Here is a 25,337-nt window from a genome sequence, read left to right as displayed (position 1 = left end):
CCGCTACCATCGCATCTCGGGCACTGGCCAGTCCGTGCCGATGGGCGGCAGGCGCAGCAGGCGGGTCGCAGTGCCGCCGAAAATCAGGCGCTTGTCCGCAAGGCTCAGCCGGTCGCTCCGCAGCAGAAAGTTGAGGCTCTCGGCATAGGTCAGTCCGCGGCGCCGTGGGCGGGCACCGCGGGGAAGATCGGCCGTGCGCAAGCGCGTATAATCGCTGGCCCACATGATCCGCTCCGCGCCGAACGCGGCAATCAACTGGTCGAGCCGCGGCCACAGATCCTCGAACGGGTAAGACTCTTCCGACAGGAGCGGGGCGCCGCAGAGCTTCACGGCAATGTTGGGGTAGCGAGCAAGGTCGAGCAGGTCGGGGAAGGTCGCCCAGGACATCGTCTCGGGCGGCGACACGGGGTGCTGCGCGACGCCGATATGGTCGATGATCAGCGTCAAGGTGGGATGCCGTTCGGCAATCTCCGCCATGCGCGCGCATCCGCCGTGGGTGGAGTTGAAGATGGGCAGGCCGACCTCTTCTGCCGCCGCATAAAGGGTATCGAACTTTCCGGTATCGAACTCTGGGCGCATTTCCGCTGTCGCGAAGTTTCCGACCAATGCGCGCCCTGCCACCATGGCGGGATTGGCTGCGACCTTGCGGACAGCAGGGCCGAAGTCGTCGACGATCGGGAAGAAGGTATGGACCCCCGGAAAGCGCCCCGGGAAGAGGGTGCTGGCGAGTTCGATAAACGCGTCGTCGGTGACCGCGAGCGCCCGGTCGACGCCGATCGCGTCCATCGCTTCGCGCGCGAGTTCGATCTGCATCCTTGTCAACAGGTGCATGTCTGGCCCGTCCAGCGGAACTGCAGGAAAAGGCTCATGGATTTGCGCGTCGATGATTTCGAGCGTGTCGATCGGGGCCATGCAGTCGGGGTCTCCTCCGTGGGTCTGACCTTGCGCGCTCATTGCCCGGCCTCCAGCGCCATCCGGTCGACGCTGCGGGCGAATGGCTTGAGGCCCTGCCAGGTGATCAAAAGTGTCAATGGGCCAAGCAGGGCAGTGCTGAGCGAGATGGAGTAGTTGAGCAGTTGCGGATCGCGGAAGAGATAGTCCGTCAGGATCGCGACGAGGAGCGGGCCCACCGCAAAGGCCAGAACATTGGTGCAGAACTGGCTCACCGAACTGACCTGCGCGCGCATGCTGTTGGGCGTGACAAGCTGGAAGGCGGCGATGGCAGGGCCGGCGCCCATAGCGGAAACGAACACGGCCACCGATTGAAGCGTCAGCACTATCCAGGGATTGGGCAGCAGCGGCGCGACGATGTAGCAGGGCACCGACACGCACAGGCCGTAGAAGACGATGCGCAGATTAGCGTCGGAGCGCCCCTGCTTCATCCAGCGTTCCGAGACGCGCGCGCCGAGCAGCAAGGCAATGGGCGAGAGCACCATGGCAATCCCGCCGGTGATCATGCCGACATCGGACAGCTCCCAGCCGAACTCGCGATGGTAGAGCGTCGGCATCCACTGCGAGATGCCCATCACCATCAGCAGCTTCATGGCGAGGCCGCCGATCGCGGCGAGATAGACGCGCCAGTCATCGCGCATGAAGCGCGCGACATCCTTCACCGGAACGCTCTTGAGCTTACGGCCTTTCAGTCCGCGCCGTGCCGGCTCCTTGGTGGTCAGCACGACGAGCGCCCAGATGAGGCCCGGCGCGCCGACGATGATGAAGGCCCACTGCCAGGGGCGGATCGTGCCGCCGAAGGGCAGGCTGACCGTCGGGAAGTGCTCGACCATCGCGAGCACCGCGCCGCCCATGAAGAGCGCAAGCCCCGTGCCGACCGTCGCGCCGATAGACAGCACACCGGTTCCAAAGGCCACCTTTTCCCGTGGGTAGGAGTCCGTCACGATCGACCAGGTCGCCGGGCCGTAGCCCGACTCTCCGGCGCCGATGCCCATGCGCGCGAGGAAGAGGTGCGTGTAATTCTGCGCGACCCCACATAGCATCGTGGCGCCGCTCCAGAAGGCGATGCAGGCGGCGACGATGTTACGGCGGTTGCGGGTGTCCGCGATGCGGGCGATGGGCAGGCCGGCGACCGCATAGGTCAGCGAAAAGGCCGCGCCCAGCAACAGAGCCGCCTGCGTATCGGAAATACCGAAATCGCGCTGCACGGGCAGGATCAGCAATGCGAGAACCTGACGATCCACGACCGTGAACAGGACGACGACCGTCAGCACGAAGAGCGAATAATGCGCCTGCCCGCGGGTCGGCATGTCCGTGTCATCTGCCGGCGCGCCAAGCGTGGGACCAGCGGTTGCTTGGGAAACGCCAGGATCATGCGCATTGTGATGGACAGTCAAAAATCGTCTCCCAAAGCCGGTTGTTTTCTATCTTCTATCCGCATGTCGATTCAGAATGCAGCGTCGTAGATCTGGCGCGCGTCACGCCATTCGACAGGGCGCACATTGCGGTCCAGCAAGCGGGTGACGGTCATTGCGCCATCCGTCATCCGGTCCAGCGCATCGGCCGGCACGCCATGGTCGGAGAGGCGCATGGGCACGCCGCAATCGCGGCACAATCCTTCGATTAAACGCAGCCCTGCGCGCGCGATCTCGGCCGTCGTTCCGTTGCCATCCGCGCCAGCCGCCATCGCGATGTCGGCATAGCGTGCCTCCGCTGCGGGCAGGTTGAAGGCAAGGACGTGTGGCAGAAGGATGGCGTTCGACACGCCGTGGGCGACATGGAACTCACCGCCGAGCGGATAAGCCAGCGCATGAACCGCGGCCGTGTTCACCGGGCCAAGGCATAGGCCCCCATAGAAGCTGGCCCGCGCCATGTCCGTCCGCGCTTGCACATCGCTGCCATTGCGCACGGCGTTCAGCAAACTGCGGAAGACCAGCCGCACGCCTTCCAAAGCAAAGGTATCGATCACCGGATGGGCAAAGCGGTTGGCATAGGCTTCAATGCAATGAGTCAGCGCGTCCAGCCCGGTTGCGGCGGTGACGGCGGGCGGCATCGACTTCGTGAGCATCGGGTCGATATAGGCGGCATCCGGCACCAGATGCTCGCTCACCACGCCCTTCTTGAGCAGGTCATTCTCATCCAGCAGGATGGCAATGGGCGAAACCTCGCTGCCGGTGCCGGCGGTGGTCGGGATGCACGCGAGCCAGCATCTGCGCGGGCCAGACAGGCCGTCGCGCTGAACATCCGCGATCGTCTGGCGGCCATCCAGCAGGGCGGCGGCGAGTTTCGCAAGATCCATCGAGCTGCCGCCGCCGATGCCGATGACGGCATCTGCGGCCCGACTTTGGGCTATCGCCAGCAAGGCCTCGAAGTCGCTTACGGATGGCTCGCTGCCGCTGTCGCACCAGATTTCGGTGCGCAAGCCTTGCGCCCGCAAGGGGCCGGCGACCCGCTCCGCGGCGTCGCGTACCGGTGGCGTCGTCACGATAAGGGCAGACTTCGAACCGATCTTGAGAAGATCATCGACCAACCGCGCCGACACATCCGGCCCGAAATGGAGGAGCGCCACCTGTTTCATGCTGATCTGCTGGGGAATCATGGTCGGCGCGTTCCTGACGGTGATTTTGCAGGATCGGGATGACATGACCCGCCGGGCGGCACTTACCCTGGTCGGAAGTTGCAGATGCCCGTCGCGGTATGTCTGGCACCCCGCCTGTAGGCCTCCTGCAAACCAGGCGTCCGGCGTAGAAAGGCACAGCGAACTTCCGCGACGGATAAGCGCGGGCCGGTGGCCATGGGCAGTCATGGCTGCTGGCAGCAACGTCGACAGAGAAGATCATGATCACCGAAATCGCACATCTCACCATCGATCCGGCGAAGGCGGAGGCTTTCGAGCTGGCCGTGGCACAGGCGGCGGCTATTTTGCGGGCCGCCAAGGGCTCACACAGCATGACACTTGAGCGGGTGATCGAAGACCCGGCCCGTTATCGCCTGCGCGTGGAATGGGACAGCGTCGAAGACCATATGGTCGGCTTCCGGGAGTCCGACGGCTTCCTCCAGTGGCGGGCACTCGCCGGCCCTTATTTCGTCGAACCGCCCTTTGTGGAGCATAGCCAGACGGTCGGCCGCTTTTTCTGATCTCGCCGCCGCATACCGCGAGGGGCAGCATCATTTTCCGGCCCGGGCAAGTGGCTCCGGGGAGTGCTTCCTAGGTTGCGGTCCTGTCCTCCCCCTTTCAGGCCGCCTTGCTCCGTGCGGACGGCCCACACAGGAAGAAACCATGTCCACTGGCTCAATCACATTCGAAGTCGTGCCCAATTGGGAAAAATGTCCTGCCGGTGATGAATTCAGCCACGAGGACGTAGCCGGCGTCGCTTGCGATTCCCGGGACAGGGTCTTCCTCCACACCCGCAAGGGAGAGCGGGTGATGGTGTATGATTCAGACGGCAACTTCCTCTACAAATGGGGCGATGGCGTGTTCAATCGCGCCCATGGCATCACCATCCATGACGATCTGGTCTACTGCACCGACGATCAGGACAGCGTGGTGCGGGTGTTCGACCTGGAGGGGAACTTCCAGTGGATGCTGGGCGAACCGCGCAAGGTCAGCGATACCGGCTATGGCTCGATCAAAGGCCGGAAGCCGCAGATCCATCATAATGAATATGTGGAGCGCTCTGCGGATGGCTTCAACTGCTGCTGCAATGTGTGCATCGCGCAGAACAAGGACATGTTCGTCGCGGACGGATATGGCAATGCGCGCATTCATCATTTCTCGCCCAAAGGCGAACTGCTCAACAGTTGGGGCGAGGTGGGGACCGGCCCGGGCGAATTTCATCTCCCCCACGGCATCGCGCTCGATCGTCAGGAAAATGTGATCGTCTGCGACCGCGAGAATGATCGCCTGCAGTTCTTCGACCGCTCCGGCAAGTTCATCGCCATCTGGGATGACGTGCTGCGCCCGACGGACGTCGTGGTGGACGACGAGGGGCTGATTTACGTCTCCGAACTCTGGCGGCCGATGGAAGCCGGCCAAGGGTCTTTCACGCATGGCTTTGCGGACAGGGATCTGCCCGGCCGCGTGACGGTGTTTGCGCCGCAGGGCAATATCGTCGCGCGATGGGGCGCCGATTCCAACGCCCGCTCGGCCCCGGGCAACTTTATCGCGCCGCACGCCCTGGCGCTCGATTCGCAAGGCAGCCTCTATGTGGCCGAGGTTTCGGTCTCCTTTGGCTCCGGCTTCAATCGCATCGCGCGCGAGGCGTGCATCGATCACCAGATCCAGAAGTTCCGCAGGGTCGATCGCTGATGCCCCTGCCGCTGATCGCCAACCTCGTTTGCGGAAGCCCCCATCGCAATCATGATTTCGATTATGCCCGGATCAACCTGGCGCAGGCACTTTACGATGCAGATGGCATTCGCACCGATTGCTTCATCGATTATGAGAATGTGGATGCATGGGCGCGCTGCGACATGGTTGTCAGCTACACCTCGCAAGTGCCGGTCTCGGAAGCGGCGTCGAGCGCCATGCGGGCCTTTCTGGAGCGCGGTGGACGCTGGTTCGCGCTCCATGCCAGCAATTCGGTGGGGGACAATCAGATTGTGCCGCAGATCATGGGCACGCGGTTCATAACGCACCCGCCCTTTCAGCGGTTCCGGGTAGACACCGCTCGTCCGGAAGACCCGCTGCTCGAGGGGATTGCGCCCTTCGAGATCGACGACGAGCTCTACTGCGTCGAGACGGTGCGCGATGATATCGAGGTTCTGTTGCAATGCCACTGGGGCGGCGAGGCCTTTTGCGGGCGCATGATGGAAACCAAGAATTGGCCGTTGATGTATCGGCGCCATGTCGGCGAGGGTGGCCTGCTGTATCTGGCTCTGGGGCACGCCAATCGCCCCTATGACAAACCCTTTGCGGATCGGCCCGACCAGCCCGATCATCGCGGCCCTTGGCAGGACCCCGTGTTCAAGACGTTGATCCAGCGCGGCGTGGAGTGGGCCGCGCGGCGGCGTCCTTTCGCCTAGAGCAGAGCTGGTGCTTCAGGCGCCGGGGCCGTTCCGCTCCAGCACATCCTCATCCAAGCTTAGCCCGAGGCCGGGCCGATTGGACAGGATCAGATCGCCATCCTCGATCTGCAGTTTCTCGCGGAACAGCGGTTGCGCCCAAGGGACAAGACCTACGATCAATCCATTTGGGACGGCGGCGATTGCATGGCTCAGTGTTTCAGGCGCGAGATGGTTCACCACGGGCAGTCCGTAGGCCTGCGCCATATGGGCGACCTTGAGGAAGCCCGTCAGCCCGAGGTCCTGATCAATCATCACATAATCGCTGCCGCGCTTCTCCATCAGGGCGCGAAATTCGTGGGGGTGCTGGAACACTTCGCCGGCGCAGATCGCCTGCCTCGTGTTGGCCCGCACGAAGGCCATGTCGTCATAATCATGATAGGCGACGGGGTCTTCGATCCAATAGAGATCGTCAGCCTCCGTCTCGCGCGCGAAATGCAGCGCCTGCTTGGCTGTCCACTGAAAATTGCCATCGACGATGATGCGCACGTCCGGCCCGGCGCATGACCGCACGAAGTGGACATGCTCGATTGCCGTCGCCAGCGGGGCAAAGCCGACCGGACATTTGATCGCTCGAAACCCCCGGCCAAGGAGGTCGGCGATGTGGGCGGCGAGCGCGTCCTTGGGCGGCCCGGGCATCAGTCCCCAATTGGCGGACACGGGCAACCGGTTGCGAAACCCGCCCATCAGTTTCCAGACCGGCTGACCGACCGCCTTTCCCTTGATGTCCCAAAGGGCGACATCGATTGCGCTGGCGGCGCGCAACTCCAGCCCGCTGACTGGCGCGCCGAGGAGGGGGCGTGTGAGCCGGTCGTGAATGGGTTCGACCTCCGCCTCATGCCCTATGAGGCTCTCGACCATCGCTTCGATCAGCAGAATGAGGGGCTTGAGCGTGCGCGGGTTCACCCGGCTGACAGAGCCGATGCCCTCGATGCCTTGGTCGGTCATCAGGCGCACCACGATGTGCGTTCCCGCCATCACGCCTTCGAAATTGACCGTCGCACCCATCACCTTGCCGCCGGTGATCTTCATGCCGCTCTCCCGTTCGACCCCGGCACCGTGCCCAGAGTTCGGGCGCCTGTCTGCATCGCCGATGGGGCGCGGGCAATAAAGAGCCGACTGTCCCGGCCAATCCGCAAGGCAAACTTCCGAAACGGATAAGTGCGCGCAGGCCCACCTCATATGGTTTAGGTCCCGAGGCAAAGAAAAGCGGGGTTCAGGAGGGTGAAATGCGGAAGGCTATTAGCAAGAAGGCGGGGATGATGTTGACCGGCATGTTGCTTGCGACGGTGAGCGCCGGCGCAGCGGCGCAGGCGCAGCAGACCCAAGGCACAACCGATCGGGCCAGCACGGCGGGGAATGGCCTTTCCGATATCGTCGTGACCGCCACCCGGCAGCAGACCAATGTGCAGGATACGCCGATTGCGATCACCGCCGTCACGGGCGACACGCTCGCCACACGCGGTATCCAGTCGGCAGCGGAGATTTCGCAGGTCGTGCCCAACGCCACCTTCTCGCGGGCGCAGGGTGCCTTCGGCCCGGGGGTAACGACCTATATTCGCGGCATCGGTTCGCGCGATACGAGCCTGGCCGGTGAGGCCGCCGTCGCTTTCTATATCGACGACATCTACTATCCGCTTCTGCTCGGCGCCAATTTCGACTTGCTCGATCTGGAGCATGTCGAGGTGTTGCGCGGCCCGCAGGGCACGCTGTTCGGGCGCAACGCGCTCGCCGGTGGCGTCGTTCTCGTCAGCAAGCAGCCCAGCCTTACCGAGGCCTCCGGCTTCGTGGACGTCACGGTCGGCGCTTACAAGCGCCGCGATTTCCGCGCCGGGATCAACCTGCCGATCGTGGCGGACAAGCTCGGCATGTCGCTCTCCGTTCTCTCCAAGAAGCGCGACGGATTTGTGAAGCGGCTTGATTTCCGGTGTCAGATGGAGGCCAATGGCACGCCGCAGCTGGCGGGACGCATCCCCTATGTCGACCAGACGCTGGCCTCTTCTCCCAACAACCGGCCCGATGATTGTCAGGTCGGGACGCTGGGTGGCGAAGACGTGCGCGCGGTGCGAGGCGCGTTGAAATTCCAGCCGAGCGACGGCATCCGCTTCACTCTGTCCGCCGATTATATCCAGGATCAGTCGGAGAATGTCGCCGATACTCTGATCGCGACCAATGCCTCTCGCGCCGCGACGCGCGCGTCCTGGGTCGGGCAGGCCAACCTGCTGGGCGTGGCCTATGATAACAGGTTTCTGACCGGCAACCGCTTCTCCACTTATGCGACCTATTGCGATCCGGTTGGCGCCGGTACGGTGGTTGCCGGCAGCACCTTCTACAACGGCAATCCCAATCATGGCGGGGTCTGCTACAGCCCGCGCGTGGATGTCGTGAACTGGGGCGTTTCCGGCAAGCTGTCCATCGACCTGACGAGCGATATCGAATTCACCGGCATCCTTGGCTATCGCAATTTCAGCGACACGCATGCGTTCGATACCGATGGCTCGCCGTTGGTGCAGGAACACACGCTGGCGACGATCACCTCCCGATATATCAGTGCGGAAGCCCGGCTTTCCGGGCGCCACCAGTGGCTGGATTGGGTTGCCGGTGTCTTCCTGTTCGATGCCGATGGCCGCAATCGGGCCGTCACCTACTCACCGTGGAACGGTTTCCTCAAATATCAGAACACGACCTACGAGCCCACCAGCAAGGCGGTGTTCGCAAATGTCACTGTGCGTCCGTTCGAGCGCCTGTCCGTCGTGTTGGGCGGCCGCTACTCGAAGGATGCGAAGGACGTGCATTATTCCAATCTGGACGATCGCGATCCGGGCAATCCGAACTTCTCCCAGAACCTGACGTTCAATGTCAAACCCGAGGAGAGCCGCTTCGACTGGAAGGCCGGGCTCACCTATGAACTCAATGCCCAGACCATCGCGTATGTGTCGGCGGCCACCGGCTCGCAAGCCCCTGGCTTCAATGGGCGGCCGCTGCAGCCTTCGCAGAATCAGCAATATCCCGGCGATCGCACGCAGGCCTATGAACTCGGCATCAAGACCGAGTTTCTCGACCGACGGGTGCGCCTGAACGCGGTGGCCTTCTACACCGATTACAAGACGCGCATCTTCGGCCTGAGCGGGCAGGAAGCGCAGATCGGCACCAACGGTGGCCCATTGCCGGGCACACAGATCGTCATTCCCGATGTCGCTAATGGCAATGGCATTACCACCTGTCGTGCCCGCACCCCTGCGGAGGCTTCAGCCGGTCAGGGTGTGCAGTGCATTGGCCGGACATTCTTCGTGAACCTGCCGGGCAAGGCCAAGGGCTTCGAGCTGGAACTGGAGGCGAGGCCGGTCGAGGGCCTGCTGATCAACGGGTCGCTTGGCTATTCGCAGTTCACATCGCCGGATCTGAATGCGCCGGGTCGCATCACCAATCGCCTGACCGCAGTGGGAATCGGCATTCCCGAATGGACGGCCAATGCGGGGATCGAATACCGCGTGCCCGTCGCGTCGCTGGCCGGCTCGGTCACCCCGCGACTGGACTGGTTCTACACCGGCAGCATTCCGTTTGATGCGGTCGATCCCGCCTATTTCCAGAAGGCCTATTCGACCTTCAACGGACGCCTGACGTACCAGAATGACGATCTTGGCCTGTCGGTCTCGCTGGGTGCGACGAACCTCACCAATAAGGCCTATTATCGCAACTACTTCATCTACAGCAGCATCGGTTTCGCCAGCAGCCAAGGCCAGCCTGCCGCGCCGCGGGAGTGGTACCTCAAGGTCAGCAAGACTTTCTAATTCAACGCGCAGTCCTCGCCGGCAGCGCTGGCGAGGACCGCCATGGAGATTGATTTGATATGAGACGTTCTACCGACCACATTCTGAGCAGCCACGGCGGCAACTTGCCCCGGCCCGCCAAGCTGGACGTGCTGCTGGCGAAGGCCGACGATCATCGCGCCGAGATCGACGAGCAACTGCCGCTGGCGGTGCAGTGGGTGGTGGACAAGCAGATCGCCTGCGGTGTCGATATCGTTAACGATGGCGAATATGTCAAAGCCGCCAATATGGGCCATTATGTAGGCTATATTCAGGCCCGCATCACCGGCTTTGGGCAACGCGAACGGCCAGAAGGCCTCGCACCCAAACGCGCATTTGTGGCCGAGCGGGATCGCCGCGATTTCCCCGGCTTCTATGAATCCGGCCTGTGGTTCGCCGGCTCGGGCGGACCGGTGCGCCCCGGATTTTCAAAGCCCGGTGTCGTGCCCCAGCCCTCGAAGATGGAAGCGATCTGCGATGGGCCGGTCACCTATATCGGTCAGGAAGCAATCCAGAAGGATATTGCGGCGCTCAAAAAGGCGCTGGCCGGCAAGGATAGCGCGGACGGTTTCATCGCCGCGCTCGGTCCGCTCAGCCTCGGCGCGGGCACCCGCAACCTGCACTATCGGGACGAGCGCGACTATATGATGGCGGTCGCGGCGACGATGCGCGAGGAATATAAGGCGATCACCGATGCGGGTCTGATCGTTCAGATCGACGAGCCCGAGTTCGCGACGGCGTGGATGTTCTACCCCGACTGGAGCGTCGAGGAATATCGCGATTATCTGCGCTTCTGCGTCGAGGTCATCAATCACGCGCTGGAAGGATTGCCCGAGGAGCAGGTCCGTTTCCACATGTGCTGGGGCAGTGGCCACCGTCCGCATGTGCACGATATCGGCTTTGAGCACATCGCCGACCTGATGCTGATGATCAACGCGCAGACCTACACGTTCGAGGCGAGCAATCCGCGCCATGCTCACGAATATCGCGTGTTCGAAACTCTCAAACTGCCCGATGGCAAGATTCTCGCGCCGGGAGTGGTGGGGCATTATACCGATCTGGTCGAGCATCCCGAACTGGTCGCGGAGCGGCTGGTCAACTTCGCCAAGTTGGTCGGCATGGAGAATCTCCACGCCGGCACCGATTGTGGCATCGGGTCGCGCGTGGGGCATGAGGAGATCGTCTGGGCTAAGCTGTCGGCCATGGCGGAAGGCTGCCGCATCGCCAGCAAACGCCTGAAATCCTGATTTGCGTATGGATGCCGAGTCAAGAGGATCAAACATGGTGGATCAAGGCGATCGCAGCGTATTTCTGGTGACCGGCGGAAGCCGGGGCATTGGAGCTGCCATCGCACGAGACGCCGCCAAGGCGGGCTACCATGTGTTGCTCACCTATGCCGGCCGAGCGAACATGGCGGCGGCCGTGGTGGATGCCATTCGGGCGGAAGGCGGAAGGGCGCAGGCGGTCCAGGCGGATACTGGTGTTGCCGGCGACATCACCACGCTCTTTGCGGCCGTCGATCAGGTCGGCCCGCTGGCGGCGCTGGTCTATAATGGCGGCATCGTCGGTGAATCCTCGGCACTTGTGGACGCGAGCGACGACCTCCTGGCCAAGGTGGTGGATGTCAATCTCACCGGCGCCTTGCTGTGTGCGCGCGAGGCCGTGCGTCGCATGTCCACCGCGAACGGCGGGGGAGGAGGCTCGATTGTGCTGATCTCGTCGCGCGCTGCGCTCTATGGGGCGCCCGGCGAGCATGTCTGGTACGCGGCCACCAAGGGCGGAGTGGACAGCCTCGTACTGGGGCTCGCGCGCGAAGTCGCTCCGCAGGGCATTCGTGTCAACGCGGTGTCGCCCGGGCCGATCGACACCGAAATTCATGTCCCGGGGAAACTGGACCGGATCGCCTCGGCCTTGCCGATGCGCCGGGCCGGTCAGCCCGAGGAAGTCTCCGCCGCCGTCATGTTCCTGGTTTCCGACGCGGCCTCTTATGTGGCCGGGGCCAATATCGCCGTGGCCGGCGCGCGATAACGAGCGCGTAAATCCGTCATTCCGGAGTGGGGCTTATGCGCTCTCCTCCGGATGCCGCTGTTCCAAGATTTACTGCAACAGGGCCGGTTCTGCGCGCTCCGTCGCGTGTTTTAGGCGATACTGGCTGGGCGCCATGCCAAAATGCTGGCGAAACGTGCGCGTGAAATGCGGGGCGCTGTTGAATCCCCAGCTGAACGCAATCTCCGTGATGGATCGGCCCCGCCAGCGCTCGTCGCTGAACTGCCGCGCGCATTCCTCCAACCGCCGACGAAGGATATAGGCCGAGGGGGACTCATCGCTTACGGCGAAGATCATGCGAAGATAGCGGTCCGACAGCTTAAGCCGTTCCGCCACGAGCGAGGGAGAGAGCGACGGGTCCCGCAGATTTTCCTCGATGAAGAGGCGGACTTTCCAGAAGCGACGCTCCATTAGCGACGTCGCGGATGACGGCTCGTCCATGACTTCCGCATAGGCCGTGGCGAGCACATCGAGCAGATGCGTGGCCACGCGCTCGTTGAAGTGGAGGCCGGGCCTTGTTTCGAGCTTGGCGGAGAGATCCTTCGCCATTGCCAGCGCGGTGGATGTCAGCCCCACATCGCCAGGAATGCGCTGGCCATAGAAGCTGTCGGGCACCGGAAAAATCTGCCGGATAGCGGTTGAGTTCACCCGGATCATGATCACCTGGGTCGGCTGCCCGAAGTGCAGCGTGTATTCGGCGCTGTGGTCGTACATGGTGATGTCACCGGGATATAGTTCGATCTGCCGGCCATAATGGCGCAGGCTGGCCCCGCCGGACAGGACGAGGATGAAGGTCGATTGACGATCGGCGGGGGTCAATGCGCCTTCCGGCCGGGAAATCGTCACGGAGCCGCACCGCATCTGGATCAGCAACAGCGGCCCGAGTTGTTCGGCCAAAAGCATGGAGTTTGGGATGCGGCTGTGCACCGTCACCTGCGCCCGCCCGCCTTTCCAGACCACGGGAGGTGCCTGACTGGGCTCAATGGCTCTCGCTCGACGCATAAAAGACGGTCCTCTCCACCGTTTTTCGTATTTCCTATACGATATCCTAGTTGCGCTGGCAGTCAATGGACCTGAGCAAGACGGTTCGCCACAAGCCTAGCTTTGCTGCGGCTCTCCGATCAGCCGTTCATAGGAGTTGCCGATGTGTAGCCGCATGGCGGCTTCGGCCCCGTCCGCGTCCCGACGGCTCAGCGCTTGCGCGATGAGCCCATGCTCGCGGCTGGCTTCGATCGCGACCTCGGTATTCGATTTCAGGCGAAAAATGTGGAGGTGCGCGTGCAGCCGTCCCAGCGTCTCTTGAATGATCGTATTGCCGCTGCCGCGCGCGATCATCTCGTGCAATTCCGCATCGCGATCGGCGTAGTCATCATAGCCGAAAACATGGGTCTGCGGGTCCATCAGCGCGACATGGCGTGTCAACGCGCGCATATCCGCGTCGGTCATGTTTCGCGCGGCATGTCGGGCGGCGTGCGGCTCCAGCAGCAATCGGACGGCGAAGAGATCGTCGATCTGCGTCCTGGAAAGCTGCGGCGCGCACCAATATCCGGCATAGAGGCGACGCACGACAAGGCCGATCGCTTCCAGCATGCTCAAGGCCTCGCGGATCGGTGTTTGCGAAATGCCGAGTTCGCGGGCCAACTTGTCGATCGAGATCCGCGAGTCTGGCGGAATGCGCAGAGCCATGATGTCCGCGCGAATGATCTGGAACACGTCTTCGACCAGGCCGTGCCTGCGCTGGAGTTTGCGCCGGGCACGCACGGACGAGCGGGACGGTCGGGTGTCGGCGGCGCCTTCATCGGCAGGGAAGTCAGGGGGCGGGGTCATCGTCGGGCGTTTATAGCGTGCCGGGCCGGCGCTGTCCGGCAGAACGGCACGCCGCAGATACTATCGCGCGTCCATGCCGGATTGGCGAAGTGGAAGTTCCGCCTGAGGCAGGTTGGGAAGGCCCGGAAACCGTGCTTCTCGGACGAGTGGGATGCAATGTGGTTTACCCGGCCATCCGTGGATGGACAACTCGCTACGCCTGCGAAGGGCAGGCAAAGTTCGCGAGGCGATAGGGGAGCGGATATGCAGCTGACGAATAGAAACCGGCCCCACCGCGTGCCGGAGGATGAAGCGCCCCAACCCTCCGGGCCGAAGCCGCGCTTCTACGACAGTCGCCAGAATTACCTGATGTTCGTGCACAGTTGTACCGAGAAGCTGGTGATCGCCGACCGCGTGGCGCAGGAGCTTGAGCATCTCGATCCGCAGCAGCCCGCACTGAGGTTCTTCGATGCGGGCGTTGGCGACGGCACGGTGATGTCGCGCCTACTGCGTGCCATGCACCGGCGCTTCCCGCGCTTGCCCTTCTATGTGGTCGGAAAGGAAATCAGCCTCGAGGATTTGCGCCTCGCGCTCGACAAGCTGCCGGATCGCTTCGTCGAGCATCCCGAAACGGTCGTGGCACTCACCAACATTTCCTATGCGGAGGCTCCCTGGCTGCGCCGGTCCCGTCCGCAGGCGCAGAAGGCGCTGGTCTGGAAGGACGTCGCATTGCACGGCGAGACCTCCGCCGACATGGAGCAGCAAATCCAGTCTCTCATGCCGTTTCTCGCGGACCATTGGCGGATGAAGGTCAACCCCGCGACGGGCGCATTGTCGCCAGAAACGCCGACTGTGCTCCTGCTCTATCGTGAAGCCTATCGGTTCATCCTCGACCGGGTCATTCCTCGCCCGGCCGCGACACGGGCCGATTTCGATTTGGTCCTGGCGAGCCAACCCTTTCGCCTCAAGGCCGACGTGCAGTTCAAGGCTGAGCGCGTGCTGGCGCCGTTGGCGCGGGCCTTGCGCCCCGGCGGCCGACTGATCGTGGTGCAATCCGCCGGCGACGATCCGGCCATGGAGATCATTCGCAAGGTCTGGCCGGAGGAGCAGCCCTTTCCCTACAGCCGGCAGGACCTGATCCGGGCCACGCAAGCAGCCTTGTCCGGCGGCACCGCCCATTATGCCTTCGACACGCTTTCCGATGAAGCCGCGTCGATTCGCTTCGAAATGCACGTGCTGGGCAGCGAAGGCGACCGGGATGCCACGCTCATCGGTACGTCGGCGCTTTATTCCGCCTGGATCGCCGCGACCTATGTGGCGCAGATCGAGAACGAGCGCGTGGCCGAGCAAATGACAAGACCTGGCTATCTTACGGCCACCCGGGAGGTTCTGGCAAAGCACGGGCGCCTGTGGTTCCGGGACGAGTGTCTGGTCATCGAGCGGGTCGAGTGACGGGGGATGATGCTTGTCGCTGCGGTGTCTCGGGTTGACCCTGCCGTTTTCGTCAGAAATGCAGACGCACGGATAGGGCCAAATCGCAACCAATCACGTCTGACAGGACAGCTGGCTGATCACTATAGAACGTCAGATCTCCTGCCCTGAGCACTGGCATCTCGCTCTGACGATCTCAACGCTGAGCAACCCGACGCCGGGCGGTCGCCCTCTCCTGACCGGACTTGATCTGCCACAGTGAAACGCCATTTGAGTGGCGCCGGATAGGGAGTCGGCGAAATACATGCCGAAGAACTGCTACTATAACGGCCCCGTCACCGATCATTTCGACGGTCTCCGCTTTCACAATTTACGCGACGAACCAGAGACGGACCGCTCACTGCGGGACGTGATGCGCTGGAAGCGCAACGTCCCCGATAATCCCTGGCCCAAGTCGGTCGCGGTGAAGCCTGTCGTGCCGGACGAAAGGGTCGATGGCCTGCGTGTGACGATGGTTGGCCATGCCACCCTGTTGATCCAGATCGGGGATTACAATCTCGTTACAGACCCCGTCTGGTCCGATCGCGCCAGCCCGCTCTCGTTCGCCGGGCCTCGACGCATCTGCGCGCCCGGCGTTGCGCTGGCGGACCTTCCCCCGCTCGACGCCGTGTTGCTCTCCCACAATCACTACGATCATCTCGACATCGCGACGCTCAAGGCGCTTCACAGTCGTCACCATCCGCTGATCGTCACGCCGCTGGGCAACGACTATATCGTCCGCAAGCACATTCCAGCCGCCCGCTTTGGCGTGGGAGACTGGGGCGACAGCATCGAGGTTGCGCCGGGCCTCGAGGTGCATATCGTGCCCGCACTCCACTGGTCGTCGCGCGGATGGCGCGACCGGCGTATGGCCTTGTGGGCGGGCTTCGTGATCGAGGCGGCCGGCAGGCTCGTCTACTTCGCCGGCGATACCGGCTATGGCACCGGCGGCATCTTTCGGCGGATGCGCGACCGTTTCGGCGCCATGGACCTCGCGATCATCCCGATCGGGGCCTATGATCCGCGCTGGTTCATGGCCGCCCAGCACACCGATCCGGAGGAAGCGATCCAGATCATGCTGGACCTTGAAGCACGAGCCGCCATCGGCATGCACTGGGGCGCCTTCAAGCTCACCGACGAGCCATGGGACGAACCCCGGACGCGCTTGCAGGCCGGTTTGGTCGCGAGAGGGATCGATCCCACCTGCTTTCCGGCGCTCCGGGCGGGAGAAACTCGAGACCTGTCATTCATCGGCCTAGAATCCAGCGTGATGTGATTGACATAGGGACAAAGATCAAGCGCCCTCGAGCTGAACTCAGGTACATTGCCTGCCTGATATTCTGCGCTCGACCAGAAGTCGATCGATGGCATGGACGGATTGCTGTCCCTCGGTGCCCTCATCACATCGATCACCAGGACAGGTCAAAGACCGTTATTTCCTTTTCTTGACGCGAAGGATCAATATGCGGCTACGAGATCTAACCACTCGGTGGATGTGACAGTTAAACCATTAATTCGATAATGTTCGGCAGCGCCTCGGCATAGCGTGAAACGTCGTGAAGATGACCGACGGAGACGCGGGAGTATTGCGCCCATTCGCCGAACGCGCCCCGGATGACGATGTTGCGTTCGCGCATGGCGCGGTCGAGGGCGTCGGCATCCGGGACTTTGACGAAGACGAAATTGGTCTGGCTGGGCAGGGCGGTCAAACCGGCGCGGGCGACGGCATCCAGGATCATTTCGCGCCCCTCGCGGATCGAGGCGAGGGATGCGGCGAGAAAAGCCTCGTCATTATAGCAGGCGATCGCGGCAGAGATGCCTGCGACGTTGCCGCCAAAACTTGTCATGTAGCTGCGGATGCGCGCGGCATTCTCTTCGCTGGTCAGCGCATAGCCGACGCGCAGCCCAGCCATGCCGTAGATTTTCGAGAAGGTCCGGGTGACGATCACATCTTCACCAGCGCGGACCAGATCGACCAGCGAGCTTTCCTCCGGCCGATCCGAGAGTTCGTTATAGGCTTCGTCCACCAGCAAGGTGGTGCCATTTTGAGAGACGGTGCGCGCGAAGGCGCGCAAGGCGGCGTTGTCCAGCGCCATGCCGGTCGGGTTGTTCGGGTTGACGAGGTGGACCAGCGAAACGTCTTCGCTGAGGTGGCCCGCCATGGCCTCCAGGTCGAAATTCATGTCCGCCGCCAGCGGGACATAGATGCACGCGACGCCCTTGCGTTCCGCGAAGAGGATTGGCGCGTCCCAGAACAGGCTGGGGCAGATGATCGATCCCTTCTGCCCCCAGGCCAGTGCGGTTGCGCACAGGATTTCGGTCGATCCGGCGCCGAGCACGACCTGCGCGGGCGTCACGCCATGCCGCTCGGCGATCATCGAGGTGAGGTGGAAGACGCCCCGGTCGGCATAATAGCAGCCGGACCCGGCAGTTTCAGCGAGTGCCTTGAGCGCGCTGGGGGCGGGGCCGAACGGATTTTCATTCCCCACGAGCCGCGCCTGGCCGGGGAGCGGCCCAAACAGGCTGGCGACTGGCGCATCGCGATCGGTCTGCAGGAAAGGAACATTCACGGCCCCGCCTTGAACCAGGCCAGGTGCCCGGGCCGGCGCGCGCTTCTTGTCCTGCATCATCTCGATATCTCCTAAGGTCTTTATTGTGCGATGGGGGCCCGCTGATGGGGACGGCCATCAGGCGCTAAGCCTGCCGCAGAGGCGCGGCTGGGCGAACCTGCCGCGCGCCCCTAAACAATGGCCAGAAATTAGAAATTGCGTTGATATTGAATGGTTTGATCGAAATCTTATTCGGCGGGAATCTATGGCCCTGCCGTGGGACCGTCAAGAAAACGGCCATGAACCGGGCGCATAACCAATATCAGAATTCATCATTGGTGTTGGCCGAGGCAGCATCTCAATTTGAGGTGGATTATAAAGGCGATGGGCCGGCGTGATGTTTGCGCGGTTCATGCAAGCCTGCGCGCGTGTGACGGACGCTCAACGAAGCATGGTCATCCGCCGCGTACGGACAGTGGCTGAGGATGTACTGTGACTTTCATCGAAAAGACCGACCGCATTACCATTGACGATCTGCGCCGCACCGGTGCGACGAAATGGGCGGTGCAGGACGATCTGATCGGCGCCTTTGTTGCGGAGATGGACTTCGGCATCGCGCCCGTGATCACCAAGGCGCTGCATGAGATCGTCGATCAGGGGGCCTTCGGATATCTGCCGACCCGGTTCACCGCCGAGTTGCGGGCCGCAACGGCGCAGATGCTTCAGTCGCGTCACGGCTGGACGGTCGAGCCTGCCGATGTGCGCGTGGTGCCGGATGTCATCAAGGCGCTGGAGCTGGCGATCGAGCATCATTCGCGGGCCGGATCGAAAATCATCGTGCCGACCCCATCCTACATGCCCTTCCTCTCCATCCCGCCGATGATGGGACGCGAGGTCATCGAAGTGCCGATGCGGTATGAAGATGGGCATTATGCGCTCGATATGGCCGGCATCCAGGAGGCGTTCGATCAGGGCGGCAACCTGCTGATCCTGTGCAACCCCTATAATCCCGTGGGCCGTGTGTTCAGCCGCGCGGAGCTGGAAGCCGTTGCGGAACTGGTTGAGCGCAATGGTGGCCGGGTGTTCTCCGATGAGATTTGGGCGCCGCTGACCTATGCCGGCAACCGGCACCTGCCTTATGCCTCGGTCAACGAGGTTGCGGCGGGCCACACCATTACCGCGCTCTCCGCATCAAAGGCGTGGAACTTGCCGGGGCTGAAATGCGCGCAGGTGATCACGAGTAACGATGCGGATCGGGCGATCTGGAACAAGATCGGCTTTTTCGCGGCCCATGGCACGGCCAATCTGGGCGTCGTCGCCAATGCCGTGGCCTATCGCGAGGGCTTCCCCTGGCTGGAAGACGTGGTGGCCTATCTCGACCGGAACCGCAGGGCCATGGCGGACCTCGTCCACGATCTGCTGCCGGACGTGCACTACCATATGCCGGAGGGCACCTATGTCGGCTGGCTGGACTTTCGCGGGTCCGCTGTCGCCGACAATCCGGGTGCCTTCTTCAAGGAGAAGGCCGGCGTCTATCTCACCGAGGGCGTGACGTGTGGCAAGGACTTCGCAGGGTTCGCCCGCTTCATTTTCGCCACGCCCCTACCCATCATGCAAGAGGCAATGGACCGGATGAGCAAGGCGATGAAGGCGCTGTGATTGCGGCCGCCGGGATGGGTCTTCAGCCTCACCCGCCCCGGTTCTTCGTCGCGTCGTTGAACATGCCGAACATCGACTTGCGCAGCCATGAGACGAGCGGATCATTGTTATAGCGGCGGTGCCAATATTGCAGCACCTCGATGGTGCCGGTATCGAAATCCAGCTCCAATATCTTGATATCGTGGATCTTCTTCATGAAGGTGGCGAGCGATCGCGGGTAAAGCGCGATCAGCGTCTTGTCATTCGAGACGATGAAGGGCGTCGCGCTTGCATTGGGCGTGATGATCCGGGAGTTGCGGCGCAGGCCCCGACTGTCGAGCATATGATCAACCCGTGTCTTGGCGGCGGACCGAATCTGGTGGATGACATGATCGGCAGCGGCGTAGTCCGCCATCGTCATCACGCCGTCATAGGGATAGTCGGTCGCGCAGATGACGACCATGTCGTCGTCGTAGAGCTTCTGGCACATCAAATCGAGCGAGGGCGAGGCGATGAAGCCCACATAAAGATCGAGCTTGCCGTCCAGCAGTTCCTGCTCGGCTTCATGGGCAAGGCTCATGACTGTCTGAATCTTGCAGCTCGGCGCCGTGTTGCGGACGAACTCGAGCAGGGTCGGCATCAGCATGATCTCGCCGACATCGCCGAGCGCAAGATGCAGGGTCCGCTCGGCCAGTTCCGGCTGGAAGGATGCAGTCGAGAGCAGGATATTCCCTGCCGATTGAAGAATCTCGTTGATCGGCCCCGCCAGTTCCAGCGCTTTTGGGGTTGGCATCATGCGGTTGCGCGTCTTGACGAACAGCTCATCCCCTAGCAGGCGGCGCAACCGGGTGAGCGCGTGACTGGCCGAGCTTTGCGACATGGACAGCTCGTCGGCGGCGGCGCTGACACTCTGATGCTCCAGTACAGCACCCAGCACGACCAGCAGGTTCAGATCGAAATTGCGAAGCTTGCCATATTCCATATCCGCTCCTTATTCCGTCGCAGTCGCTTGCGCGAGGCTTCAGCGTTATCCTCTTTGCCGGCAAAGGCCAGCGCCCACGATGCGACAGGCTCGGCCGCGCAGAGGGGCGCTCTTGTTTAGCTGATTTGACTGCTCATCGAAGGCCCGGTGCTATGCAGCAGGTCGATGACCAATATGGATCAGGCGCCATGGTGGGCGCCGCGGCGCCATGTTAGCCATCGGGAAAATATCATCCGGGCGATCGCACATCCCACCCAATTGCCTTCGCCGTGCATGATGGACAATGAGGGGCTGCAGCCCGACCTGAGAGGATGACGACCGTATGAGCGGAGTTGGATTTAGCGGCGTATCTGCGCATCGCATCGCCCCCGTTTCATATCGAGTTTGAAGGCCGTTCTATGTCATCGATCCCTTCTTCAGCCGCCGCACCGGCCGCTCTTGACGCCTCAGTATCGCGCGATGGCGGGTGGACCCCCCGGTCGATCTATATGCTCGCCTTGCTCACCCTGGCTTATGCCTTCAACTATTTCGACCGGCTGCTGATCTCGCTGCTCTTCCCGCTCATTCAGGCGGACCTCAAGCTGACCGACACAGAGCTGGGTCTGATCACCGGCGTTGCCTTCGTGCTGATCTATGCGGTGATGGGCCTTCCCATTGCGCGGCTGGCGGACCGGTGGAACCGCAAGATGATCATTGGCATCGGCTTCTCCTTCTGGAGCGCGATGACGCTGGCGACGGGCTTCGTGACCAATGTGTGGCAGATGGCGGCGGCGCGCTTTTTGATGGGCGCCGGCGAGGCTGCGGGGACGCCGCCCTCCACCTCGCTGCTCTCCGACATTTTCGACAAGAAGCATCGGCCGCTGGCCTTCTCCATCATGGCATCCGGCACCGCCATATCCGGGCTGGTGTTCACGCCCATCGCGGGGTGGATGGGGCATCTTTATGGATGGCGCGTCGTCTATTGGGTGGCCGGTTGCGTGGGCCTGGGCCTGGGTCTGCTGATGATGCTGACGGTGCGCGAGCCGCAGCGTGGCCGCTTTGATGACAAGGCGCCGGATGGCGAGGCCGCCAAGCCGACATTCAAGAGTTCGCTGGCCTTCCTGCTCAAGCGCCGCACTTATGTGTTTGCGACACTCGGCGCCGCCTTGGTGACGATCTCCTTCTATGCGCACATCGTTTGGAGCACGACCTTCATGCTGCGCGTGCACGGCATGAGCGTGGCGGAGAGCGCCAGCCTGCTCGGCCCCATTCGGGGTATTTCCGGCCTTGTCGGGGCGATCGGTGGCGGCATCCTGCTCGCACGCCTGCTGCGCTATGACGAGCGCTGGCGGATTTGGCTCCCGGCTCTGTGCTTCACCGCCGTGGGCCTTTCGCAATATGTCTTTCTCTTCTCGACGAATATCCTTTTCGTGGCGATCGGGGCGGCCATCGACAGCGTCGCCGCGAGCATGATGGTGCCATTGCTGTCCCTGTTGCTGATTCAGGTGATGCCGGTGCCGATCCGCTCCTTCGGCATGGCGCTCTACGTCCTCTCCATCGCCATTCTCGGCCAGATCATCGGCCCGCTGGGCGTCGGCATCCTCAACGACCAGCTGGCGACGATCTGGCAGGATGAGGCGATCCGCTATTCCATGGCGATCACGGCGTTTGTGGGGGTGATTGCAGGCCCGATCATGCTGCGGGCCGGGCGCCATCTCTCCAGTGACACAGCCGAAGCGCGGACATGGTCCGGTGCGTGAGGGCAGAACGATGAGCCGAACAGATTTCGTCCGGATATCGGCTGTGTCCCTCGCGGCTGTGGTTCTCGCAGCCTCCACGATTGCTGCCAGCGAACCGGCCGTGACCGTGTTCACGGCCGAGCAGGCGAGCGCGGGCGAAAAGGCCTATAACAGCCAGTGCGCGATGTGCCACGGCGCGGAACTGCGCGGTCCCAATGCGCCCGGCCTTGTCGGCACGGATGTGATGCAGAATTTCGACACGGTGGCAGGGCTATATACCTACATCAGCACAGCAATGCCGCCGCAGGCGCCCGGGCGACTTGCCGAGCAGGATTATCTGAACATCGTCGCCTATATCCTCAAGGCGAACGGCGCCCGCGCCGGCGCAGTGCCGCTGATGGCGGAACCGCACGCGATGAAGGGCATGTCCCTTGCAGCCATTGCCGGCGCGCATGGCAGCCCGGCCCCATCTGCATCCAGCGCCCTACACGAAGCGCCTGAGGCCGTGCCGCAAGCCTACACCTGGGGCAAGACACTGCCGAGCGTGAAGTGATCCTGCCGCACCCGGTTGCTCAGATATGGAGTTTATAATGAGCAAGCCTTCTCTTGCTGCAATGACCTGGGCCGCTTTGGCCTTGGCGGGTCTTTCAATGCCGTCCCACGCGCAAGGCGTGAGGGCGCGCTACGAGCCGGTCACCGACCAGATGCTGCGCGATCCGCCGGCAGGCGAGTGGCTCTCCTGGCGTCGCACGATCGACAATCAGGGATATAGCCCGCTCGCGCAGATCGACCGCGAGACGGTCGGCCAGTTGCAGCTCGTCTGGGCGTGGCCGATGGCTGATGTGGGCGTGCAGGAAACAGCGCCGCTGATGCATGACGGCATCCTCTTCCTGCAGACCAACAACAATATCGTCCAGGCGCTGGATGCCCGGACCGGCGACCTGATCTGGGAATATCGCCCGGCCCTCGCCAAGATTCCCGCCGACTGGAGCTATCAGGCCTATCAGAGCCGCCGCCAGAAGAACTCCATCGCGCTCTATGAGGATAGCGTGGTGCTCACCACGGTTGATGCGCGCATCATCATATTGGATGCGCGGACGGGCGAGGTCCGTCGCGAGGTGCAGGCTCTCGATTACCGCAAGGGCTATAGCTACACGGTCGGCCCGCTCGTCGTGAACGGCAAGATCATCTCGGCGATTTCCGGCTGCTCTACCGCCGGGTCGGCGGGCGGCTGCTACATCATGGCGCACGACTTCGAGACGCTCAAGGAGCTGTGGCGGGTCAACACCATCGATGATCCCGCCAATCCGGCGCAGGGCAAGAGCTGGGGCGCGGTGCCGCCGGCCAATCGCTGGGGCGGCACGCCCTGGGCAACCGGCTCCTACGATCCGCGGACGAACACCACCTTCTGGGGCACCGGCGGCCCCGGCCCTTATTCGGAGCTGATCCGCGGCACCGGCAAGGGCAATGTCCTCTACACCAATTCGACGCTGGCAATCGATGCCGATACCGGCAAGATCAAATGGTATTACCAGCATCTCCCCCGCGACAACTGGGATCTGGACAGCCCCTTCGAGCGCGTGCTGGTCGATGTGCCGGAGGGCGGCAAGCTGCGTCGCCTGATGATCTCCGTCGCGGGCAAGAACGGCATCTTCTTTGCGCTGGATCGAGATACGGGGAAATATCTTTGGTCGAAGGAGACGGTGTTCCAAAATGCCGTCTCGCGCATCGATCCGGACGGGACGGTTCATCCCAATGAGGCGATGATCATCAAGGCGCTGGGCGAGGAAGTGAATATCTGCACCTCGATTTCCGGCGGGAAATTGTGGCAGGCGGGCGCCTACAGCCCGCTGACCGGGCAGTTCTACGTGCCGCTGACCGAGGCGTGCAATACCATCTCGGCAACTCAGACCAAGTTCACGGCCGGCAACATCATCGCGTCCATGAAGTTTGGGCCGCGCACCTTGCCTGAAGGCGTGACGGATGCGGGACTGGTCGAGGCGATCAATGTCGGCGCGCGCAAACCGAGCGTCGAGGGCTGGAAGGCGCGGCAGCGCACCGTCCCGACATCCTCGCTGCTGGCGACCGGCGGCGGGCTGGTGATCGGCGGCGACGCGGGTCGCTTCGTCAAGGCGTGGGACCAGAAGACCGGCGAAGTGCTCTGGCAGCAGCGGCTCAATGCGCCGGTCGGCGGCTCGCCGATGACCTATGAGCTGGACGGCGAGCAATATCTCGCCGTCCCCACCGGCTATAGCGTTTCGGCAAGCTCCATCGCGGCGACTTTTCCGGAAACACCGCTGCCCTCCGGCGCGGGCAACTCGATCTTCGTGTTCAAGCTGCCGGCGAAGAAATGACCTGCCTGAACAACGTCCTTAAAAGGCGTTGATGGGAATCTTGAGGTAGCGCACGCCATTGCCTTCGGGGTTGGGCAGGCGCCCGCCCTGCATGTTCACCTGAATGGATGGCATCAGGAGCTGAGGCATGGCAAGCGACCTGTCGCGGGCCTCCCGCATCGCGACGAAACTGTCCTCATCGATGCCGTCCCGCACATGGACATTCGCCGCGCGCTGGGCGGCCACGGTCGTTTCCCAGCAAAAGCTGTCCCGGCCGGGTGCTTTATAATCATGGCAGAGGAACAGCCGCGTCTCGGCGGGCAGGGCGAGGAGGCGGCGGATCGAGCGGAACAGGGTGCGCGCATCCCCACCGGGGAAGTCCGCGCGGGCCGTGCCGTAATCCGGCATGAACAGCGTGTCGCCGACAAAGGCGGCGTCGCCGATGAGAAAGGCGAGGTCGGCGGGGGTGTGGCCGGGCACATGCAGAACCTGGCAGTCGAGATTGCCCAGCGGCAGGCTGTCACCATCCTCGAGCAGCCGGTCAAACTGCGAGCCATCCCGTGCGAAATCGCTGCCGGCGTTGAATAGCTGCCCAAACAGCGCCTGCACGGTGATGATCGCGCGGCTGACCGCCAACTGGCCGCCAAGCCGCCCTTGAAGATAGGGCGCCGCCGAGAGGTGATCGGCATGGATATGGGTTTCCAGATGCCAGGCGACCGTCAGTCCGGCTTCGACCACATGCGCGGCGATGGCATCGGCTGAGGTGAACGCCGTGCGCCCCGATGCTGCATCGAAATCCAGCACGCTGTCGATGATCGCTGCTTGCCCGGAGAGCTGATCATGCACGACATAGCTGACGGTAAAGCTCGGCTCATGGAAAAAGGCGGCGATCCGGGGACCGCCGCGCGCTTGGCATATCGTCATGCTTGTTGGTCTCGACTGGGCGCGGACAGCCGGCGAACCGGCCGTCC

Annotated in this window: 21 protein-coding genes; 12 read left to right on the top strand and 9 right to left on the bottom strand. The window is 62.9% G+C overall.

The features are described from left to right. Positions 1 to 3: 3 nt before the first annotated feature. From M2335_RS15350 to M2335_RS15340, 3 genes are read right to left on the bottom strand one after another with little or no spacing between them, the layout of a single operon-like run. On the bottom strand, positions 4 to 912 hold the full coding sequence (locus M2335_RS15350; RefSeq protein ID WP_264595248.1) for an amidohydrolase family protein: 909 nt from the start codon (positions 910 to 912) through the stop codon (positions 4 to 6). Between the two features lie 38 nt (positions 913 to 950). Beyond that, on the bottom strand, positions 951 to 2,348 hold the full coding sequence (locus M2335_RS15345; protein WP_264595247.1) for a spinster family MFS transporter: 1,398 nt from the start codon (positions 2,346 to 2,348) through the stop codon (positions 951 to 953). A gap of 50 nt (positions 2,349 to 2,398) precedes the next feature. Beyond that, positions 2,399 to 3,529, bottom strand: a complete 1,131-nt coding sequence (locus M2335_RS15340) for an iron-containing alcohol dehydrogenase (RefSeq protein ID WP_264595246.1) — start codon at positions 3,527 to 3,529, stop codon at positions 2,399 to 2,401. Between the two features lie 260 nt (positions 3,530 to 3,789). On the opposite strand from M2335_RS15340, the gene M2335_RS15335 reads away from it, so the two are divergent. The 3 genes from M2335_RS15335 to M2335_RS15325 all read left to right on the top strand — a co-directional run bounded on the left by M2335_RS15335 (position 3,790) and on the right by M2335_RS15325 (position 5,976). Further along, positions 3,790 to 4,089, top strand: a complete 300-nt coding sequence (locus tag M2335_RS15335; protein ID WP_181560674.1) for an antibiotic biosynthesis monooxygenase family protein — start codon at positions 3,790 to 3,792, stop codon at positions 4,087 to 4,089. Positions 4,090 to 4,231: 142 nt separating this feature from the next. After that, the gene (locus tag M2335_RS15330) at positions 4,232 to 5,260 is read left to right on the top strand and encodes a 6-bladed beta-propeller (protein WP_181560673.1); all 1,029 of its coding nucleotides are present in this window, start codon (positions 4,232 to 4,234) and stop codon (positions 5,258 to 5,260) included. After that, positions 5,260 to 5,976 (top strand): ThuA domain-containing protein, encoded by a 717-nt coding sequence (locus tag M2335_RS15325; protein WP_264595245.1) that lies wholly within the window; start codon positions 5,260 to 5,262, stop codon positions 5,974 to 5,976. The genes M2335_RS15330 and M2335_RS15325 overlap by 1 nt, the downstream gene beginning before the upstream one ends. 15 nt (positions 5,977 to 5,991) lie before the next feature. Here the strand turns inward: M2335_RS15325 and M2335_RS15320 are convergent, their stop codons facing one another. Further along, positions 5,992 to 7,047: a mandelate racemase/muconate lactonizing enzyme family protein gene (locus M2335_RS15320; protein WP_264595244.1), complete on the bottom strand. Its 1,056-nt coding sequence runs from the start codon at positions 7,045 to 7,047 to the stop codon at positions 5,992 to 5,994. 197 nt (positions 7,048 to 7,244) lie between these two features. Between M2335_RS15320 and M2335_RS15315 the strand changes: the two genes are divergently transcribed. From M2335_RS15315 to M2335_RS15305, 3 genes are read left to right on the top strand one after another with little or no spacing between them, the layout of a single operon-like run. Next, a complete protein-coding gene (locus M2335_RS15315; RefSeq protein ID WP_264595243.1) occupies positions 7,245 to 9,806 on the top strand; it encodes a TonB-dependent receptor in 2,562 nt (853 codons plus the stop codon). Positions 9,807 to 9,865: 59 nt separating this feature from the next. Beyond that, on the top strand, positions 9,866 to 11,071 hold the full coding sequence (locus M2335_RS15310) for a cobalamin-independent methionine synthase II family protein (protein WP_264595242.1): 1,206 nt from the start codon (positions 9,866 to 9,868) through the stop codon (positions 11,069 to 11,071). A gap of 34 nt (positions 11,072 to 11,105) precedes the next feature. Beyond that, complete coding sequence (locus tag M2335_RS15305) at positions 11,106 to 11,852, top strand: SDR family oxidoreductase (RefSeq protein WP_264595241.1); 747 nt, start codon at positions 11,106 to 11,108, stop codon at positions 11,850 to 11,852. Positions 11,853 to 11,921: 69 nt separating this feature from the next. Here M2335_RS15305 and M2335_RS15300 read toward each other — a convergent pair whose 3' ends face one another. Beyond that, the gene (locus M2335_RS15300; RefSeq protein WP_181560667.1) at positions 11,922 to 12,872 is read right to left on the bottom strand and encodes a helix-turn-helix domain-containing protein; all 951 of its coding nucleotides are present in this window, start codon (positions 12,870 to 12,872) and stop codon (positions 11,922 to 11,924) included. A gap of 96 nt (positions 12,873 to 12,968) precedes the next feature. After that, positions 12,969 to 13,631 carry a GntR family transcriptional regulator gene (locus M2335_RS15295; protein WP_264575536.1) on the bottom strand — a complete coding sequence of 221 codons (663 nt, stop codon included), beginning with the start codon at positions 13,629 to 13,631 and terminating at the stop codon, positions 12,969 to 12,971. Positions 13,632 to 13,940: 309 nt separating this feature from the next. Here M2335_RS15295 and M2335_RS15290 point away from each other — a divergent pair, with 309 nt between their 5' ends. Both M2335_RS15290 and M2335_RS15285 read left to right on the top strand, forming a co-directional pair. Next, a complete protein-coding gene (locus M2335_RS15290) occupies positions 13,941 to 15,128 on the top strand; it encodes a hypothetical protein (RefSeq protein WP_264595240.1) in 1,188 nt (395 codons plus the stop codon). Between the two features lie 283 nt (positions 15,129 to 15,411). After that, entirely contained in the window at positions 15,412 to 16,422 is a 1,011-nt protein-coding gene (locus M2335_RS15285) for an MBL fold metallo-hydrolase (protein WP_264595239.1), read from the top strand. 226 nt (positions 16,423 to 16,648) lie between these two features. On the opposite strand, the gene M2335_RS15280 is transcribed toward M2335_RS15285, so the two are convergent. Next, positions 16,649 to 17,776: a pyridoxal phosphate-dependent aminotransferase gene (locus M2335_RS15280; protein ID WP_264595238.1), complete on the bottom strand. Its 1,128-nt coding sequence runs from the start codon at positions 17,774 to 17,776 to the stop codon at positions 16,649 to 16,651. Positions 17,777 to 18,187: 411 nt separating this feature from the next. Here M2335_RS15280 and M2335_RS15275 point away from each other — a divergent pair, with 411 nt between their 5' ends. Continuing rightward, positions 18,188 to 19,354, top strand: a complete 1,167-nt coding sequence (locus M2335_RS15275) for a MalY/PatB family protein (protein ID WP_264595237.1) — start codon at positions 18,188 to 18,190, stop codon at positions 19,352 to 19,354. A gap of 28 nt (positions 19,355 to 19,382) precedes the next feature. Here the strand turns inward: M2335_RS15275 and M2335_RS15270 are convergent, their stop codons facing one another. After that, the gene (locus M2335_RS15270; protein WP_264595236.1) at positions 19,383 to 20,315 is read right to left on the bottom strand and encodes a LysR family transcriptional regulator; all 933 of its coding nucleotides are present in this window, start codon (positions 20,313 to 20,315) and stop codon (positions 19,383 to 19,385) included. A gap of 398 nt (positions 20,316 to 20,713) precedes the next feature. Here M2335_RS15270 and M2335_RS15265 point away from each other — a divergent pair, with 398 nt between their 5' ends. Genes M2335_RS15265 through M2335_RS15255 form a run of 3 tightly spaced genes read left to right on the top strand, consistent with a single transcriptional unit; the run spans position 20,714 to position 24,387 of the window. Next, a complete protein-coding gene (locus tag M2335_RS15265) occupies positions 20,714 to 22,054 on the top strand; it encodes a spinster family MFS transporter (protein WP_264595235.1) in 1,341 nt (446 codons plus the stop codon). A 10-nt stretch (positions 22,055 to 22,064) separates the two neighbouring features. Further along, the gene (locus M2335_RS15260; protein WP_264595234.1) at positions 22,065 to 22,586 is read left to right on the top strand and encodes a c-type cytochrome; all 522 of its coding nucleotides are present in this window, start codon (positions 22,065 to 22,067) and stop codon (positions 22,584 to 22,586) included. A gap of 37 nt (positions 22,587 to 22,623) precedes the next feature. Continuing rightward, positions 22,624 to 24,387, top strand: coding sequence for a pyrroloquinoline quinone-dependent dehydrogenase (locus M2335_RS15255; RefSeq protein WP_264595233.1), 1,764 nt, complete (start codon positions 22,624 to 22,626; stop codon positions 24,385 to 24,387). Between the two features lie 18 nt (positions 24,388 to 24,405). Here M2335_RS15255 and M2335_RS15250 read toward each other — a convergent pair whose 3' ends face one another. Next, the gene (locus tag M2335_RS15250) at positions 24,406 to 25,290 is read right to left on the bottom strand and encodes an MBL fold metallo-hydrolase (RefSeq protein WP_264595232.1); all 885 of its coding nucleotides are present in this window, start codon (positions 25,288 to 25,290) and stop codon (positions 24,406 to 24,408) included. Between the last annotated feature and the right edge of the window lie 47 nt (positions 25,291 to 25,337).

Source organism: Sphingobium sp. B12D2B, assembly GCF_025961775.1.
Taxonomy (GTDB): Bacteria; Pseudomonadota; Alphaproteobacteria; order Sphingomonadales; family Sphingomonadaceae; genus Sphingobium.
The sequence above is the reverse complement of the archived record's forward strand: the minus strand, read 5'-3'. Positions and strand labels throughout refer to the sequence as shown.

Bases quoted from the DNA above. Each gene is read 5' to 3' on its own strand.
- M2335_RS15350 (WP_264595248.1), bottom strand. From the start codon at position 912: ATGGCCCCGATCGACACGCTCGAAATCATCGACGCGCAAATCCATGAG.
- M2335_RS15340 (WP_264595246.1), bottom strand. From the start codon at position 3,529: ATGAAACAGGTGGCGCTCCTCCATTTCGGGCCGGATGTGTCGGCGCGG.
- M2335_RS15335 (WP_181560674.1), top strand. From the start codon at position 3,790: ATGATCACCGAAATCGCACATCTCACCATCGATCCGGCGAAGGCGGAG.
- M2335_RS15330 (WP_181560673.1), top strand. From the start codon at position 4,232: ATGTCCACTGGCTCAATCACATTCGAAGTCGTGCCCAATTGGGAAAAA.
- M2335_RS15325 (WP_264595245.1), top strand. From the start codon at position 5,260: ATGCCCCTGCCGCTGATCGCCAACCTCGTTTGCGGAAGCCCCCATCGC.
- M2335_RS15320 (WP_264595244.1), bottom strand. From the start codon at position 7,047: ATGAAGATCACCGGCGGCAAGGTGATGGGTGCGACGGTCAATTTCGAA.
- M2335_RS15315 (WP_264595243.1), top strand. From the start codon at position 7,245: ATGCGGAAGGCTATTAGCAAGAAGGCGGGGATGATGTTGACCGGCATG.
- M2335_RS15310 (WP_264595242.1), top strand. From the start codon at position 9,866: ATGAGACGTTCTACCGACCACATTCTGAGCAGCCACGGCGGCAACTTG.
- M2335_RS15305 (WP_264595241.1), top strand. From the start codon at position 11,106: ATGGTGGATCAAGGCGATCGCAGCGTATTTCTGGTGACCGGCGGAAGC.
- M2335_RS15300 (WP_181560667.1), bottom strand. From the start codon at position 12,872: ATGCGTCGAGCGAGAGCCATTGAGCCCAGTCAGGCACCTCCCGTGGTC.
- M2335_RS15290 (WP_264595240.1), top strand. From the start codon at position 13,941: ATGCAGCTGACGAATAGAAACCGGCCCCACCGCGTGCCGGAGGATGAA.
- M2335_RS15285 (WP_264595239.1), top strand. From the start codon at position 15,412: ATGCCGAAGAACTGCTACTATAACGGCCCCGTCACCGATCATTTCGAC.
- M2335_RS15280 (WP_264595238.1), bottom strand. From the start codon at position 17,776: ATGATGCAGGACAAGAAGCGCGCGCCGGCCCGGGCACCTGGCCTGGTT.
- M2335_RS15270 (WP_264595236.1), bottom strand. From the start codon at position 20,315: ATGGAATATGGCAAGCTTCGCAATTTCGATCTGAACCTGCTGGTCGTG.
- M2335_RS15265 (WP_264595235.1), top strand. From the start codon at position 20,714: ATGTCATCGATCCCTTCTTCAGCCGCCGCACCGGCCGCTCTTGACGCC.
- M2335_RS15260 (WP_264595234.1), top strand. From the start codon at position 22,065: ATGAGCCGAACAGATTTCGTCCGGATATCGGCTGTGTCCCTCGCGGCT.
- M2335_RS15255 (WP_264595233.1), top strand. From the start codon at position 22,624: ATGAGCAAGCCTTCTCTTGCTGCAATGACCTGGGCCGCTTTGGCCTTG.
- M2335_RS15250 (WP_264595232.1), bottom strand. From the start codon at position 25,290: ATGACGATATGCCAAGCGCGCGGCGGTCCCCGGATCGCCGCCTTTTTC.